Raw genomic sequence first — 16,824 nt, forward strand, 5'->3', positions numbered from 1 at the left:
GTCGAAACGTGGGGCCAAAGGCAGCCGGTTCCGCTTAAAACTGATAACCAAACAATCCAAGTCCAGGATTATTCGGTTATCAGCCTTAATGCTCGCCGGCTAACCGCCTTTGGTCCCACTCTTGGTTTGCAACGGAACTGTAATCAAATGTAAATTGCGCGTAACCTCCGGGCAACTCATACCGTGTACAATGAACCCAAAGACTTGAGGAGGACATCATTCATGAAGATCACGTTACATAAATTTGCCGCTGGGGTCGCCGCTTTCGCCGCCGTCCTAGCTGTCGGTGTTAGTTTGAACACGACGACCGCCAACGCAGCCGGCAAAAAAGTTGCCGATGTTTCGCAATACCAAGGGAACATCAACTGGACGAAGGCGTCAAAGGACTTAAAGTACGCCATCATTCGGGTGCAACATGGTAGCAAGGGCGACGCTGGCTACATGGTAGATAGCAAGCGCAACGTCAACGCTAACGGTGCTTACAAGGCTGGTGTGCCATTCGGTCAATACATGTTTGCCGAATTTACCAGCGTTAAGGACGCCAAACAAGAAGCCCAGGACTTCTACAAACGCAGCAACAAGCACACCAAGTTCTTTGTCCTGGACGAAGAAAAGCGGATGCCTTCTGCGAAGAGTTCCGAACAAACCTACGTGAACGCCTGGTTGAAGACAATGCGGAGCCTGACCGATAAGCCTCTGATTATGTACGCCGGTGAATACTACGCCAACTCACATAACCTGAACTTCTCCAAGTTCGATGGTTCTTGGATCGCCAAGTACAGCTCCACTAAGCCTAAGGTTTCTGGCACGTCCATCGACCTCTGGCAATACACCAGTTCTGGTCGCGTTTCCGGTATCAGTGGCAACGTTGACTTGAACAAGATTCAAAACAGTTCCGTCGTGAATAGCTGGTTCGCTGACACCTCTTCCCATTCAACCGCTAGCTACTACAACAGTATCAGTGGTGTGAAGGGTATCAAGATCAAGAAGGCCGTTTACGAATACAACAATATTCTCTTCACCAACGGTCAACGGAGCACCAAGTTAGCCGCTGGCAAGACCTTAGCTGTTAAGGGCATCACCAAGAACAGCAAGGACGCTTACCGGTTCCAATTGACCAATGGCAAGTACGTCACGGCCAACAAGGCTTACGTTTCAACTTACTAAACTGATTTTCCCAAAAGCGGGTCCTGCGGGATGCGCTTTTTTTGCGGCCAAAATTCACTTGTGCCACAATCACAAAAGGTGTGCCGACGACAAGTTGAATTGTCGCTGACACACCTTTTTCAATTTTCCGTTTAGCTTAAGGCAATGACGACCTGGAGCGTGGCGGAGAAGTAGTTCTTCTTTTCAATCGACTTCGGTAATTGCTTGGCCGACTTGTTCTTCAAGCTGGTCTTCTTCATGACCTTGGCCCCAAAATTAACGGGTGCCGTGAAAGCCGTGTTGGCGTAATTGTTGACCGCCTTGCCACCCAGCGTATACCCCGCTAAAATTTTCTTTTTCTGGTTATAGAATTTAAGTTGTTTATTCAGTGCTTTCTTGGTGATGTTATCTTTCTTCATTTTGTAAGTTTGCGCTAACCGCCAAGGCACCCGGCAAGCATTGTAGCCGACCTGGTTGTCGGTTCCCGACTCAATCGTGTAGGGCTTCACGGCCTTTAGCTTGATGCTCTTCCCGGTCGCAAAGATAAAGTCGGGGAACAGCCCGGTCTTGTGCCGTGCGCTCAGCTTCTTGACGGCTGTTTGACTGCGATTGGCGACCTTGGTCCAGGTGCTATCCTTGGTGTATTTGGCAAACGTCTTGAAGTACCCGGTCATCAGATCGGCCGTCCGCAGCTTGCTGACGTCGTAGGAAGTCGTCGCCCAGTTCCCCATCTTAGGCAGGTAGGTCGTCTGGTTGATTTCCTTTTGCTTGATGGCTTTAATCAGTTTCTTGGCAGCGGCTTTGTAATTGACCTTCTTGCTACCCCACTTTTTGTCAGCCAAAATCAACGCGTAGGCAATGTCCAAATCCCCGTCGGTCGCAGAATTCTTCTGTTGACCCACACTGGTCATCTTGCCGTTACGCTTGGTTTGCTGCCATTGCATCAATGGCACCTTGCTGGAGACCCGGTGAGCCCGGTAATACTTGTACATCTGATTGAACGTGGTCCGCGTATTGACACCTTTCTTAGCGGCCAAAACTGCGGCCAACATCCCGTAACCTTGCCCTTCAGACAACGCGGTCGTGGTCCCAGAACCACTGTTGGTCTTCACATACTTCTGCGTCTTACCACCCACGTAAACCTTTTGCCACTGCTTATACAACGTCGTGGCCGAAGCCGCGTGGGCCGTGGGTGTTGGCGTCGCGATGGTAGTCGCGGTCAAGGCCAACCCACTAACGGCAACGATCCCCGCCAGGCTGACCCATAATTTATGTAATCTCATGTGTGCGAAACCCCTTTCAAAATTGCTTACCTCCATTATAAGCTAAATTCAAAAAGCCACCGGACCCAAAATGGATTCAATGGCTAATTTTTTGACTTGTATTTTACTTTTGCGTCTCCGGGATGGAGAAACTGAGTCCCGCTTAGGCCAATGTTAATGACCAGAGGCGGGTCAAAATTCCCGGCTGTATCGATGGTCTTAGCTGAGCGGTTTTCTCAGTTTAGACCATGGGACAACCTTTGAGACCGCCCTTCAGGCTCAAAGGTGAGGTGGAAGCCCGCTCTTCAGGCTGGAACCGGCCCCACAGCAGGGTATTTTGAACCCGCTGCCGGGAACGGACGGCACCATCGTCGGCTCGATTTTCACCATTCTGGAAGTGCCTGCAACAACTAGGTTAATCCGTAAAGATTTCCTTAGCGATGTTAAAAGCAGACCAAGCCTTGGGCCAGCCAACGTAGAAGGACAGGTGCGTAATGACTTCTGCGATTTCGTCTTTGGTAATGCCGTTGCCCTTCCCAATCTTCAGGTGGGCGGGTAATTGTTCAAAGTTCCCGGCAGAAATCAGGGCGGAAATCGTGATCAGGCTCCGTTGGTGCGCGGATAATTTATCCTCACGCGACCAAACTTGTCCGAATAAAACGTCATCATTCAGTTCGGCAAACTTGGGCGCAAATTCACCTAAGTTATCCCGACCAGCGGTTTGTTTCTTTGCCATTCTTATGACCTCCTATTCTAATGCATCGTAATGCGCGTCATCCACGGGCTCCAACCATTCTGGAGTCCCCGCCGTAATCGCTACGTGACTGAACCAACTGTCCTTGGTTGCGCCGTGCCAGTGCTTCACGCCATCCTTGGTTACGACCACGTCGCCCGCGTGTAACCGCCGAGCCGGCTTGCCCGCTTCTTGGTACCAGCCTTCGCCACCGGTTACCAACAGGATTTGGAAGCCATCATGGTGAATGTGCCAGTTATTCCGGCAACCGGGTTCAAAGGTGACATTGCCCACGCCCACACTGACGTCGGGATCACTGACTAACCCTTGTAAGTAACTTTGACCGGTGAAGAATTGTTGGTACGCCTCGTTCTTGTCGCCGACTGGAAAAATAACCCCGTTTTTGACATCTTCGTTTTTTGCCATCATTGATTACTCCTTTTATTTGTTAAATTTTTGTAGATAATCGTGAAAGCTTTCGGTGTCCGGAATGGTGTGGTCAGTCTTGCCGTCATACCAGTCAATCTTGCGACTCAAAACTTTCAAATGCATTTGAAGTTCAGCGATATCCGCTTCGGCATCGTCCTTGACCTTCTGGAGCATCGCTCGGCGTTCACCAATCGTGCCGTCACCCTGGGCGCGGAGCTGGACGTAGCGTTTCAGCTCATTCAGCCGCATGCCAGTTCCCTTGAGATGCAAAATGAACCCGATCCAACGAATGTCCTCCGCCGTATAGTACCGAACGCCATTCTCATCTCGCTGAGACAAAATCAAGTCCTGGTCCTCGTAATACCGCAACGTGTAGGCCGACAGCCCCACGAGCTTAGAAAACTCGCCAATCCGATACTGCTTTTCGTGCAACAGCTAACGCCTCCCTCTCTTACTTACGAACCCTAGTAAACACCTTTGAGTGCACTCGAAGGCAAGGGGTATTTGCAAAAAAATTAAAATAAAAACGCCATCCCCGCCGAAACAGCGTGATTGCGTCTTAATGTCAAAAATTATCAGCGACCGAGCTGTTCACATCCCCTACTGAATCGTTGTGAACTGGTCAATGGCGAGTTGCATGGTTTGGTCAAACCGGTCGTCAACCTTGCGCGCTGGCAACCGTAAGAAGCCGCCAATCTCCTGCAAAATAAAGCCAAATAAGGCGGACCGGTATAGCGTGGATTCGACCAACGCCGTGTTGTCGACCTCATCTAAATGTAGGCTAGCAAACATTTGCTTGTACAGGTCGACCAAGGCTTGGTGAGTCGCCGTCAAATGTTGCAGGTCGTTGGGGTTCAACAGGATGGGCGCTAAATGCCGCTGCTGTAGACATCCCGCCCGAAATTCCTGGGCGAAGACCCACAAGGCCTCCTTGCCCGCTACCCCAACTAAGCGCCGCATCAAGCGATCCGCAATCTCCTGGACGAAGGCGACCCCCACTTGATCCAACAGATCGTTCAAACTATCGACATAGTTATAAATGGACTGTGGCCGCACCTCTAAGCGGTTGGCCAACTCCCGAATCGTTAAATGGTCTAACCCATCCACGGCAATGATATCACTGGCTTGGTCTAAGACCTTTTCCCTGGTTAATGTCCGTCGCTTTACCATATTGTTACCCCTCTTCTCCTGTCTGTTCCTCAAGTTAGCTAGGATGGCATGTTGAAAATTCAGCGCTTGATTCACAAACTGAGTTGTTTTCATGATTATTTTTGATTCAGCTAAAAGCCCTTTGGCGCCCGTGGCACCACGTACTGCTATTATACCTTGAAAAGAATTTTTAATAAACTGTTCCAAGTAGTTTATTATTTTCTCATAACAGGTTATAATGGTTTTAAAATTTACGGGAACCGGATGATTCCCACCAAAAGAGGCTTTTATCATGACAGATACCAATGGCAAACCCTTTAGCCGCGTGTGGCTGATGGTGACGCTAATGTTCGGGACATTTTGTACGGCCCTGACCACCAACATGCTGGTCACCGCGTACCCGACGTTAATGACCCGCTTCGACATTTCTAGTGCGACCGTTCAATGGCTGACGACCGGCTTTCTGCTGATCATGGGGATCATGATTCCCATCAGCGCCTGGCTGATCAACAACTTTAGTTTACGCATCATTTATTTGACCGCCCTGAGCTTTTTCCTAGCCGGGCTGGTCATCAGCTATACCGCTAGTAGCTTTAACCTGATTTTTCTGGGGCGGCTGATTCAAGCCATCGGTGTGGGAATTACCTTCCCAACCATTCAAACCGTCCTGCTGGTCACCTTTCCCGCCGATAAACGGGGAACGATGATGGGGCTGGGCGGTGTCGTTATCGGCCTCGCACCAGCCTTAGGGCCGACCGTCTCCGGTTGGATTCTCGACAATGCTAGTTGGCGTGACCTGTTTGGCGTCATGATTCCACCAGTTATCCTGGTCTTGATTCTGTCGTTGATCTTCGTCCGTCCCGTCATCCCCGTGAAAAAATCACCCATCGATCTGCTGGCCATCTTGCTATCAACAATTGGTTTTGGGAGCCTACTCTACGGCTTTTCCGAGGTGGGTGGAAATGGCTGGGGCTCAACCAGCGTGATTGCTGGTATCCTAATTGGCCTCTTCTTCATTGGGCTCTTCGCCCGTCACGAGTGGCCACAAGCCCACCCCTTTCTCAATGTCCGCCTGCTCAAGATTCCATCGTTTACCGTGGCCTCCTTTATCACGGCGCTGTCCAACACCGCCATGATTGGGATTCAAGTGGTCTTACCCATGTACCTGCAACAGGTGCGCGGCCTGACACCCTTCCATTCCGGGTTGATGATTCTGCCTGGGGCTTTGGTCTATGGCCTGGTCAGCCTGTTGAGTGGTCACCTTTACGACCAAATGGGGGGCCGGCGATTGGCCTTGGTCGGCACCTTCCTGCTAACGCTGGGAACCCTGCCCTTCGCCTTTCTCACTCGCTCGACACCGTACAGCTACATCATCTGTGAATACACGATTTTGATGATTGGGGTCGCGATTGTCACGATGCCGCTGACCGCCGCCAGCTCAATCGACTTGCGTGGCCTGCAACTGAGTCATGGCACCGCCGTCAACAGTACCATGCGGCAGGTCATGACTTCGATGGGAACCGCCATTCTCGGCAGTGTTCTCACCAACGTCACGACCCAGCACGCGCCGGCTCACGCCTTACTGACCAGCGCGCCACTCGCCTACCAGAACCAAGCCTATGACGCGGCCATGACCGGGTTCCACGCCGCCTTCTTAGTGGCCACGGCCTTTGGCATCATCGATTTCATCTTCGCCTGCTTCGTTAAACGGCAGGCCCAGGATCAAGAACAGGAGGTCACCGCATGATTTTAATTTTACTTTTACTCGGGATTCTGCTGTTCATCGGCGGCTTCCTGCTGCTACCCACGAAACGCCAACGGTTCGTCGGTGGTGGCCTGGGGTTCATCGTCCTGGTTGGGGCTGCGACCTTAATGATCGGTAACGACAACTGGCACTGGGGGATGCACCAAGAAACCACGACGCAAACGACCAACATCGCGTCCATTTCACCCAGTAAGCAGGTTAATCTCTTAATTTATCAGCCAATCCGGCAGGCTAACAAGGAACGGGTTTACGTTTACCGGCTGGCGAATCAGTCCAAACGGCGCCACACCGCGGCCAACGTGAAGACGCATAATCAGCTTAATTATCGCGACGTGTCTCAGGCCAAGTTGCAAACGAAGACCACGCGCTGGCACTATAACAATGCGTTGTGGCGGGACCTATTTTCCTGGACCGGCCACCATCAAACGCTAGTCAAGCGCCAAAACACCTTCATCCTGCCACATAGCTGGACGACGCTCAGTGTGCGGCAAGCCAAGTGGCTGTCACAAACGGTTGCTAAGCAGGAAGCAACGGTCAAGGCTAAGACCACCAAGGCCGTCACCGCCGCTGTAATCGCAGCCAAAGAGGCTCAGCCCAACCTGACGCAACAACAGCTCAAACAGATCCAACAGAAAGCCACGCGCACCGCACAACAACAGGCGAAGCAACAAGCTGCCAACGGCTTAGCCCGCCTGCTAAAGCAAGCCCAGCAACAACCAGCAAAATAGAAGAGAACAGAAAACTAACGTAGCCAGCCACCTCCGGCTTCCAGGGATTCCGGCTGCTATGGGGCCCGGTTCCAGCCTGAGGAGCGGTCTTCCACCTCGCTTTGAAGGCGCGAAGACCACGCGTCTCCAAAGTCGGCCCATGCTGTAAGCTGGCAACCCACCAGCTAACACCATCGACACAGCTACCTCCATCCCTGGAGCCTCCGGTTACGTTGGTTTTTTTCTGATTAAATTGTACTAGTCACCCTAGTTTGTTCGACTTGATACCTTAACTCTGCATAGTTTGACCCGTCTCTGGTCGCGCACACGGCTCATCGCCATTTAACTGGCAGTTATCACCTACTAGTTGTAGCCAAGTTACTCTACCTGAGGTCTGGCAACAACGCCGTTGCCCAGGACCTCGGGGCTAAACCAACGTTAGCCACAGGGCCGGTGAAAATGAGCCATCCCTGAACCAGTAGACAAAGAAAACAGCAATGTCAGTGACCAGAGGCGAATCAAGGTGTCCTGCTGTGTCGATGGCGTTAGCTGAGGTTTCTCACTCAGCTTAGGCCATGGGACGACCTTTGAGACCGCACCTCAGGCTCAAAGTCGAGGTGGAAGCCCGTTTCCCGGCTGCAACCGGCCCGGAGTCGGAAATAATTTCATAACAAAACGACCAGGACAATGGCGTCCTGGTCGTTTTGTGCTACGGTCACTTGTCCCTAATTAATGCCGCCGCTGCCGATCATAGAATCCCAGCAGCGTAACAACCAATAAGGCGATGCCCGCTAAGGTCAAAGCCTGATTGATTGGCCGTTCACCCGTTTGTGGTAACGTGTGGCCGGCGTACTGCGGTGTGCTGCTAGCGTGATGCATAGTCGTCGCGCTACCAGTTACCGCTGCAGAACCAGTTCCAGTCGTGGCTCCGGCTGGCGACGTCGTAGTGCCCGTCGTTGTGCCAGTACCATTTGCCCCACTACCACCGGTTACGGGATGCTGCGTCGTCGCTGAAGTTCCTGGCTTGTGCGTGCTGGTTCCCGGTTTCTGTGGTTTTTGAGGGGTGGTTGGCTTCTGAGGTTTCTGTGGCTTCTCAGGCTTTTGTGGCTTTTGTGGCTTTTGTGGCTTTTGCGGTTTCTGAGGTTCCTGTGGATTAGTTGGCTTCTCAGGCGTCTGCGGTTCCGTTGGCTTTGGTGGGACAGTCACATGACCACCGTCACCGCCAGTTCCAGGAGTTTCTGGTGGTGTGGTACTACCGCCACCACCTGGGTTCTCAGGCGTCGTCACTGTACCACCACCGCCTGGCTCTCCAGGAGTTTCAGGTCCTGTCGTTCCGCCATCACCACCGTCAATGTCACCACTGTTTTCCCGTTCATCAGTCGCAAAGACCTCAACTGGGGTGGTTTGGCCCGCCACAATCTTAAATGGTACCGGTGTTGGGTCCAACGCGAAGCCAGCTGGTGGTGTAATTTCAACGAATTCGTAATAGCCAGCGGGTAAGTCGGCGTAGGCAATTTGCCCTTGGGCATCGGTCGTTAAGTAGTCCACCACGACCGTCCCATCGGCCTTTTGTAACCGGTAGATAGCACCGGGCAAGACTTCATCAGTTTTGTTATCCCGTTTCGTCAGGACAACTTCACCCGTGGCGTTCTGCCCATTACCACTACCGTTGCCGCCCCAAGCAATCTGCGACCCAACGGTTTTACCGTCCCAAGTGGCCTGGTTGAACCAGCTCCCACCGGTATTTAGGGTGGGTTTGGTCTGATAGGTCATGTTCACAGCCGAGGTCACGTTATCAAATTTAAACGTCATCTCTCTGTCGTTATTCGTGACTTCAGGGGTGATGGTCCCAGTCGAGGTGAAGCTCCCATCGGCGCTATAGGTCCCGGTTTCGGCGTGGACTGACCCCGGGATGTAATCCTGGTCGCCTCCCAAGGTGTCAGTCACCACGGTTGGGCCCACGTTTTGACCACCAGGGTTAAACGCGATGTTCCAAGTCAACTTAGTTGGCACGCCGTTTTCATCCTTCTCGGCGATCCACCCAACCTTATTGATGCCCCAATCGAGGCCAGAGCCATTATTGTCCGTAGTTCCTTTAACGAAAAATTGAAGCTTGCCACCCCGGTTGGTGCCGACGCCAGCTAACGCATCATTGAACGTGATAGTCCCACTGGTTTGGCCAGCCTTAATGGTAAATGTCCCCACTTCATACCCCGCCGAGTCCACCAGTGCAATCGTCGTATCGTGTTCAGCGACGGACCCGGCTGGCAATTCAACAATCGCGGTATCGCCCGCAGCAATTGGCGCACCATCCTTGATGCCCCACTCGTACGCAACGGAATAAGTCGTCCACTTGTCCAGGGGACTCCCATTTTGAATCGGGTTACCGTGAACATCGGTAATTGTGGCGTCACTCCCACTTAAACCGCCTGTGGCGACGGTCATCCCGTGGGCTACAACGCTATCAAAGACTGCTCCCCCGCCAAGGAAGACGGCCAGAACTATAACGAAGCCCAGCACGACCTGATAGATCTTCCTGCGCATTGCAATCCTCCTCCAATCTAACACATGCTTTCCTAACTTCTTCCTGACTATCCGCAACCTTGTCCTCACTATAGGCCCAACACCGGCTTAGGGGTTAAGTGGTAAATTTGAAAATGGGGGGTTAAAAAATTCTCGGCCGCCAACCCGCAATTTAAAACGCCTTCCCATTGACGCGACCAGTAATTCTCCACCCACTCCTGCTGGTGGCACGCATTTTGCCCAACAAAAAACGCACAACCACAATGATTGTGCGTCCATTTATTTATCTGATTAAGCCAGTTCTCGGTTAACTAGTCGGCCGGTTGTTCCAGCTTGGCCTGCCGGTGTTGTTTGATGACGTGATTTAGCGTGACTGCCAGGACCAAGGAAATCGCCGCATACCCGGCCGCACCCCAGCTGATACGGTTCAGTCCGACGACGCCCAGCATACCAGAAGCCGTGGCCGACCCCAGGGAAATTCCAAAGTTAAAGAAGATGGAATTCAACGAAGACGCCAGTACCGCCGATTGCGGGTAGTCCTGCTCAGCAATATTTAGGAAGTGAATCTGAATGGGTGAATTCAAAATCGTGACGATTAGGCTCATCACTAACAGGATGGCCAGGCCGACAAACTTGTTGCCCAGACCAAATGGCAGGAGGGCTAACAAAATCACGTCCGCCACGTAGAAGCGCGGCATGATGCGCAACCCATTGCGTTCCGCCAACATCCCCGAGAAACGGTTGCTGAGAATGCTCATGATTCCAATCAGGAACAGGAGCCAATTTAAACTGGTGGTGCTGAAACCTAGTGCGGTCGTCAGCAGTGGCCGAATGTAGGTGTAGTACGCGTACATCGTGGCCGCTGTGAACAGCACGAGCGCGATGCCCACGTAAACCCGTCGGTCCTTCAGTAAGACCAACTGGTTCTTCACGCTGCCTTGTACCTGTTCCACCTCGCGCGGCAATAGCCAGCCCAACAGAACACAGGTGATGGCACTGATGACGGAGATCAGGTAGAAAGCGTCGTGCCAGCTATAACTGGTACTGATGGCCGTCCCAATCGGCACCCCAAAGACGGAGGCAATACTGAAGCCAGCAAAGATCCAGGAGACCAGGCTCGCCCGCTTTTCCCGCGGCGCAATCGCACTAGCAAACGTCATGATGAGGGAAATAATTGCCCCCGCCACCACGGCCGTCAGAACCCGGGACAGCAACAGGACCGGATAGCTCATCGCCAAGCCGCTCAACGTATTCCCGATTAAAAAGATCACCATCAGGGTCATCAGTGTTTTGTAGCGGCTAAAGCGGTTGGTTAAAATCGTGATGAACGGTGTGCTAACAGCATACACCGTCGCAAAGATAGTCACCAAATACCCCACGGTGGCGACGGGAATCTGGTATTCCTTAGCGATGTCGGACAGGACCCCGACCACGATAAATTCGTTGCACCCCAACATGAAGGCGACTAGGACAAACACAATGGCTTGCCAACGATACTTGTTCATTTTCAATTCCTCTGATTTCTTAAAACTTGCGAACAAATCAAAACTGGTGTCTGCACTGTGATGATGAAAACGAACTTGACCGTCGCTGTTCGTTCCCGGCAGCGAATTCAAGGTCGCCAGCTGTGGGGAACGGTTCCAGCCTGAGAAGCGGTCTTCCACCTCGCCTTGAAGCCTGGAAAACCACCAGTCTCCAAGGTCGTCCCGTGATCTAAGCTGAGAAAAACACTCAGCTAAGAACACCGACACAGCTGGCGACCTTGATTCGCCTCTGGTCACTAACCTTGATCACTCATTTTCATCATTCCGTCGGCCAACATCAGTTTCGTCCGTTCGCACGCGAATGATTTTCTACTGTTCATCCCTACTTCTCGATTTTTTTGGAATAACAGTAACTTTACCTTTAAGATTACACTATCTCGCATCAAAATATTAGGGGGACGACTCAGGTAATCCCTTACATTTGCAAATTATTTTTTGAGCATTCTTTAGCCGCGCTAACCACCGATTGCTTAGTCTTCCTTAACCGCAACCCGCCGCCGATGCGCCGCGTTGACTCGATTTAACATGACGGCAACAATCAATGACAGAACGGCAAATACCGTGGCGCCATAGCCCAGGCTTAGGAGTCCACCGCGAACCAGCACGACCGAGGCTGTGGCCGACCCTATTGAGATTCCCACGTTAAAGAAAATGGCGTTCAGCGAAGAAGCCAGGAGCGTTGCCTGCGGGTAATCCACCTCCGCCACGTCCAGGAAATGAATTTGAATCGGTGAATTTACCACGGAAATGATGAGGGTCAACACTAAAAACAAGCCAAAACCCGTCACCCGATTACCCATCGCGATTGGCAATAATAATAGCAAGATAATGTCTACCACGTAAAAGCGTGGCAGCGTGGTCAAACCATCCCGTTCCGCAACGGTTCCGGACAGCCGATTGCCCAGAATGCTCATGAGTCCCAGCGTAAACAATAACCAATTTAACGCCGTGGTCCCGAAGCCCAGTCCAGTTGTGAGTAGCGGTCGAATGTAAGTGTAATACGCGTACAGCGCCGCCGCAGAGAAGAGAATCAGAACGGCCCCCAGGTAAACGCGCTTGTCCGTTAATAAGACCAGCTGGTCCTTGATACCACCCGCGGCTTTGGGGAGATTCCGCGGCAAAATAACCGCCATGACGACACACGTTAGCAGGCTCAAAATAGAAATCAGATGAAAGGCCACGTGCCAGCTGGTCGCGGTACTGATGGCCACCCCAACGGGTACCCCAACGACGGAGGCAATGCTGAAACCGGCTGCTAGCCAAGAAATCAGCATCGCCCGTTTATTCCGGGGCGCAATGTCGTTGGCAAAGACAATAATCAACGACTCAATGGCCCCAGCAACCGCTGCCGTCAGCATCCGGGACACCAAGAACCACCCGTAGCTGGTCGTAAAGCCACTCCAAGTGTTGCCCACTAGGAAGATGAGCAGTAAGACCATCAGCGTTTTGTACCGGTCGAAACGGTTGGCAAAAATCGTGATCAGCGGCGTGCTAACCGCATAGACAATGGCAAAGATGGTCACCAGGTAGCCGGCCGTTGCGACGGTCACCCGCAGTGAACGGGCAATGTCGGAGATGACCCCGACCACCATAAATTCGTTACAGCCCAGCATAAACGCCACGAGCACCAAGGCACTGGCCTGCCAGCGATACTTGTTCATATTCGTTCCTCAAATCAACAATAGTTCCTTTCCTCCTAGCGTACACTATTTCGCCCGCTGTCGTCAGTAAAAGAAAAGAGCTTCCGCCAAAAGATTTGTCGAAAACTCTGCCTGTTACTATAAGAATCGATAGATTAAGACTATCTTGATCTTTAAACTAGTAATATTTTGTCCTCCAGTTGAACTAGCACGACACTTCCGCTACACTTTAGGTAAGTGTTACCGGATACATCACTGATTTAGCAATGAGTTTACTAGTTCTTATTAGGGAGGTCTTTTTATGTCTAATTCTCTGCCCAAACAAAAAAATTATAGTAATCTCGCCCATGCATTGGCTAAATTTACTAGTTTGACACAAATTAATGCACTGTGTTACGACTTCAACGGAATCTTGCTAAAAGATGATGCTGTCTTTCTCAATGACTCCGCCATCAAACAGAACTTGGCTGATGAGGATCTGAAACATTTTGCCATTTTTCCAGTCACTCTCGGCACTCAGCTCTGGGGATCAATCATGTGTGACGCCAAGAATGTTTCCAAAAAACGCTTGATTTTGGCTCAAAGCTATCTGACGGATATGCTTCGAGAATCCTTTATTGGCACCACTGGTTCACTCACTATCTGGGACGCACTAACGACAAACCAAATCAAAAAAATCAATTACTTTCATAATTTCTTCCCGCTCTCTGATCAATCTGATTCTTTATCCGCAACCTCACCAACGTCGGGGTTAGCACCAATCAATGGTCACACGATTGGTAACTATGATGCGTACCATAGTATCCGACTCGCTATGGCCTACATCCATAAAAATATCCAGCAATCCTTCTCCCTAAACGATGTGGCTGAAGCATCCTACCTTTCGCCATCTTATCTCAGCCGTCTCTTTAAAAAATATCTCCACGTCAACTTTGTCGAGTACGTCAATAATCAAAAAATTGCTCTGGCTCAGGAAAAACTGGCACTGACCCTCATCCCCATCAACCAAATTTCAGCCCAGCTTGGGTTCTCACAAACCAGTTACTTCACAAAAATATTTAAACGAAAAACGCATACTACGCCTTCCGAATTTAGACAACATAATCATGCCATTCAAAAGGTCTACACAATCCCACGTGATTTAGATTGGGATGACTCCTCTTCTATTTACGATGTCACCAAGAACTACTTCGAGCGCCATGATATTAATTACCAAACCGACTCTGATGACGACGGCGCTGCTTACCTAACCCGAATTGGTAACTTAACCGACAAGGAGGACTCGCAAGGATGGGTCTACACCGTTGACGGCCAACAGCCTTCAGAATCCGCCAATGAAGTTGATGCCAAGAATAAATCCGTTATCCAATGGGTTTACATGAACTACGCTACCTAAATACCACAAAAGCCCCAGTCCCGAAAAAAGGAACTGAGGCTTTTTTCATTTCACCGTTGGCTAAGTCGAGTTTAATATCCCTTAGTCGTAAAGTACCAGTGAACCTTATCGCCATTCTTAATCGCTCTTTTGTTGGCAGCCTTGTCGATGAACTTGCCATTGACCCGGTACTTCCAACCACTACCGACCTTGACGTCGTTTTGTGCTAAACCATTCACGCTGCTGACAAAGACGACGGCACCATTTTGGTAATCCAGTTTCAGTTTGGAGGACTGAAGTACGGTAAATGCATTTGATTGACTGTTAATGGTGACGTTACCGTCAAAGAAGGTCTTCTTGTAGCCAGTGACCACTAAATGGGCCTTCTTGGCCGTCTGCGTCTTCTTGGCAGCTTTCTTAGCCGCTGCGTGATGGGTCGTGGTCGTAGCAGCCTTTGGCTTGGTTGCCCGCCGATGAGTAGTCGCCGAACTAGCCTTCGGTGTTGAACTTGCCTTGCTGGCAGCCGCCTGGCTAGTTTGATGGCTCGTTGCTGCGGCCGAGCTGGCGTTAGTGGCGTGATGTGCCGTTGCAGCTTTCTTCGTCGACGAACTGGCCCGCTTATGATGCGCCTTCTTAGCTACTGAACTGCTAGCCTTGCTGGTAGATTGGGCAGACGAGGAACTACTCGTCGCAACCGTATCTGGTGCCGAAGTCGCCTGACTCTGATGACTTTGTTGTAACGCGAGTGCGCCGCCAATCACCAAAATCGTGACGACGACCGCCGCGATGATCCATCTTGTCTTTTTCATGTTGACTACTCCTTAATCCAACGCTTATTTGAACGTGTAAACTAACTTCTTGTTGTAGTTACCGTTGTTGGCAGCCGTTGCAGCTAAGCTAACTTGACCGTAAGCCAAGACCATGCTGTAAGCATCCTTCACGGAACCATCGGCCTTAACGTAACTGAACATCGTCTTCAGTGGCGTTGCGGTTTGGCCCTTCTTTAAAGCCGTCTTGTTCACAAACTTAAAGGACGTCTTGGTAGAAGATAAGGCTAAGATTCCTTCGGCAGTTGAGTTGGCATTCGGATTTTGCTTGCCCTGGTACGTGTAACCAAAGGCCCCACTCTTGTAGATGTTCTTCTTCAGGTAACTGCGGCCGGCAATTTCGGCCTTAGTAACCTGCTTGTTGGTGCTCTTACCCATCATCAAAGCCGTCACCGCCGTCGCGGTCGTGTCACTATCAACACTAGCAACGGTGTTGTTGTAAGCCCACCCCTTGTTGGCTTGTTGGCTCTTAGCAATCTTCAGGCTTAAGGAAGCCTTGGAGAATTTCGCCTTGCTAGGCTTCTTAAAGGTCTTGTTGGAAGAAACGGCAACCAGCGCTTGGCTTTGGACGTTAACCGTTTGTTTGTTCATGGATTGCTTGTACAACGTGTTGACCAAGTTCAGGTTCTTCTTGGCGCCGGCTGGCTTGTACTTGGTTGGATTAACTCCAATTGCCTGCAGGCCGATGATGGCCGTGGCCAACGTTGCGGGATCACTCTTGCTGGAAACAATCAGGTTTTTCTTAACCAGTTTCTTGTTGGCCTTGGTAAATTTGTACCCCTGCTTCTTCAAGCCTAACAGGAAGTCGGCGTAACCGGAAGCGGCCCCCGTCGTCTTGAAAGCGGTCTTGCTAAAGATCTTGGCGGTGCCATTGACCCCGTCTTTATTTTGTTTCATCATCTTTTTGGCATATGTATACATCGCCTTTTTCTTGCTCTTTTGCGAGCTTTTGGAAGCGACCTTGATGCTAGCGGCATTAACGTCCATAACGGGTACGACTGCCCCTAAAGCCATTACGGCGGTCAATGAAGCTGCGATTAACTTATTATTCAACATGAAGTATTTCCCCTTTTATAAAATATTGTATTTGGTAATTAGACGATCCATCAGCTTACGCCAAGGTTGATACAAAAGCAGTAAACTAATCCCGTTCGTTGCGGCATGCATAGCATCAAACATGAGGCTGGCTGCAAACGACAGGAAGAAACTGGCGGGCCGCAATGGCCGAACGTAGGCCAGGGCGTACCAGAGGTCCATGATCCAGCCGAACCAGAGGCCCCACAGAGCCCCCCAGACGACCATCACCCAAAGGTTGTTCTTCAACTGGGTGCGACCGAGAAGTCCCGTGGTCAGGCCCATGAGCCCCCAAGCCAGCATTTGCCAAGGTGTCCACGGTCCTTGACCCAAAAATAGATTGGAGACCAGGGCCATCATCGACCCGGAAACGAAGCCGAGCTCCGGTCCCAGGCTGACGGCACTGACGATGACCACAAAACTAGTCAACTGCACGTTGGGAATTGCAGCTAACGGCACGCGCCCCATAACGCCTAGGGCCACAATGACCGCTAAAAAGACTAACAATCGCGTCCCCATTTGCCGTTTCTCAAAGTGCCAGTAAGCCGGCAGGAGACTGACGGCCAGACAGGCAAAGCTAAAAATTACAAAATGATGACCCTTTAACAGGAGCATCCCCGCTAATAGAACCAGGATTAAGCCCACCGGCA

General features: G+C 51.1%; 15 protein-coding genes. 4 read left to right on the forward strand and 11 right to left on the reverse strand.

Annotated elements, in window-relative coordinates; genetic code table 11:
- Positions 1 to 222: 222 nt before the first annotated feature.
- The gene (locus tag EKM84_RS02990) at positions 223 to 1,167 is read left to right on the forward strand and encodes a GH25 family lysozyme (RefSeq protein ID WP_125763513.1); all 945 of its coding nucleotides are present in this window, start codon (positions 223 to 225) and stop codon (positions 1,165 to 1,167) included.
- A gap of 131 nt (positions 1,168 to 1,298) precedes the next feature.
- Here EKM84_RS02990 and EKM84_RS02995 read toward each other — a convergent pair whose 3' ends face one another.
- The 5 genes from EKM84_RS02995 to EKM84_RS03015 form a co-directional block, all read right to left on the reverse strand.
- The gene (locus tag EKM84_RS02995) at positions 1,299 to 2,429 is read right to left on the reverse strand and encodes a glycosyl hydrolase family 8 (protein ID WP_125763515.1); all 1,131 of its coding nucleotides are present in this window, start codon (positions 2,427 to 2,429) and stop codon (positions 1,299 to 1,301) included.
- A gap of 394 nt (positions 2,430 to 2,823) precedes the next feature.
- Complete coding sequence (locus EKM84_RS03000; protein ID WP_125763517.1) at positions 2,824 to 3,144, reverse strand: carboxymuconolactone decarboxylase family protein; 321 nt, start codon at positions 3,142 to 3,144, stop codon at positions 2,824 to 2,826.
- 12 nt (positions 3,145 to 3,156) lie between these two features.
- A complete protein-coding gene (locus EKM84_RS03005; RefSeq protein ID WP_191988059.1) occupies positions 3,157 to 3,567 on the reverse strand; it encodes a cupin domain-containing protein in 411 nt (136 codons plus the stop codon).
- 15 nt (positions 3,568 to 3,582) lie between these two features.
- Positions 3,583 to 4,002, reverse strand: coding sequence for a MerR family transcriptional regulator (locus EKM84_RS03010; protein WP_125763521.1), 420 nt, complete (start codon positions 4,000 to 4,002; stop codon positions 3,583 to 3,585).
- A 168-nt stretch (positions 4,003 to 4,170) separates the two neighbouring features.
- On the reverse strand, positions 4,171 to 4,740 hold the full coding sequence (locus EKM84_RS03015; protein WP_125763523.1) for a TetR/AcrR family transcriptional regulator: 570 nt from the start codon (positions 4,738 to 4,740) through the stop codon (positions 4,171 to 4,173).
- Between the two features lie 271 nt (positions 4,741 to 5,011).
- Here EKM84_RS03015 and EKM84_RS03020 point away from each other — a divergent pair, with 271 nt between their 5' ends.
- Together EKM84_RS03020 and EKM84_RS03025 are read left to right on the forward strand one after the other, a co-directional pair.
- Positions 5,012 to 6,466, forward strand: a complete 1,455-nt coding sequence (locus EKM84_RS03020; RefSeq protein ID WP_125763525.1) for an MDR family MFS transporter — start codon at positions 5,012 to 5,014, stop codon at positions 6,464 to 6,466.
- Positions 6,463 to 7,212 (forward strand): DUF4811 domain-containing protein, encoded by a 750-nt coding sequence (locus tag EKM84_RS03025; protein WP_125763528.1) that lies wholly within the window; start codon positions 6,463 to 6,465, stop codon positions 7,210 to 7,212. Before EKM84_RS03020 ends, EKM84_RS03025 begins: the two co-directional genes overlap by 4 nt.
- A gap of 708 nt (positions 7,213 to 7,920) precedes the next feature.
- On the opposite strand, the gene EKM84_RS03030 is transcribed toward EKM84_RS03025, so the two are convergent.
- The 3 genes from EKM84_RS03030 to EKM84_RS03040 form a co-directional block, all read right to left on the reverse strand.
- Positions 7,921 to 9,735, reverse strand: a complete 1,815-nt coding sequence (locus EKM84_RS03030) for a SpaA isopeptide-forming pilin-related protein (RefSeq protein WP_125763530.1) — start codon at positions 9,733 to 9,735, stop codon at positions 7,921 to 7,923.
- A 290-nt stretch (positions 9,736 to 10,025) separates the two neighbouring features.
- Positions 10,026 to 11,219, reverse strand: a complete 1,194-nt coding sequence (locus tag EKM84_RS03035) for an MFS transporter (RefSeq protein WP_125763532.1) — start codon at positions 11,217 to 11,219, stop codon at positions 10,026 to 10,028.
- 509 nt (positions 11,220 to 11,728) lie between these two features.
- Positions 11,729 to 12,919, reverse strand: a complete 1,191-nt coding sequence (locus EKM84_RS03040) for an MFS transporter (RefSeq protein WP_125763534.1) — start codon at positions 12,917 to 12,919, stop codon at positions 11,729 to 11,731.
- A gap of 280 nt (positions 12,920 to 13,199) precedes the next feature.
- Here EKM84_RS03040 and EKM84_RS03045 point away from each other — a divergent pair, with 280 nt between their 5' ends.
- Entirely contained in the window at positions 13,200 to 14,294 is a 1,095-nt protein-coding gene (locus EKM84_RS03045) for a helix-turn-helix domain-containing protein (protein ID WP_125763536.1), read from the forward strand.
- 71 nt (positions 14,295 to 14,365) lie between these two features.
- Here EKM84_RS03045 and EKM84_RS03050 read toward each other — a convergent pair whose 3' ends face one another.
- Genes EKM84_RS03050 through EKM84_RS03060 form a run of 3 tightly spaced genes read right to left on the reverse strand, consistent with a single transcriptional unit; the run spans position 14,366 to position 16,810 of the window.
- Complete coding sequence (locus EKM84_RS03050; RefSeq protein ID WP_125763538.1) at positions 14,366 to 15,082, reverse strand: DUF4430 domain-containing protein; 717 nt, start codon at positions 15,080 to 15,082, stop codon at positions 14,366 to 14,368.
- A gap of 24 nt (positions 15,083 to 15,106) precedes the next feature.
- Positions 15,107 to 16,156, reverse strand: a complete 1,050-nt coding sequence (locus tag EKM84_RS03055; RefSeq protein ID WP_125763540.1) for a fucose-binding lectin II — start codon at positions 16,154 to 16,156, stop codon at positions 15,107 to 15,109.
- A 15-nt stretch (positions 16,157 to 16,171) separates the two neighbouring features.
- Positions 16,172 to 16,810: an ECF transporter S component gene (locus EKM84_RS03060; protein ID WP_125763870.1), complete on the reverse strand. Its 639-nt coding sequence runs from the start codon at positions 16,808 to 16,810 to the stop codon at positions 16,172 to 16,174.
- Between the last annotated feature and the right edge of the window lie 14 nt (positions 16,811 to 16,824).

It is taken from the genome of Levilactobacillus mulengensis (assembly GCF_003946045.1).
GTDB classification, from domain to species: domain Bacteria; phylum Bacillota; class Bacilli; order Lactobacillales; family Lactobacillaceae; genus Levilactobacillus; species Levilactobacillus mulengensis.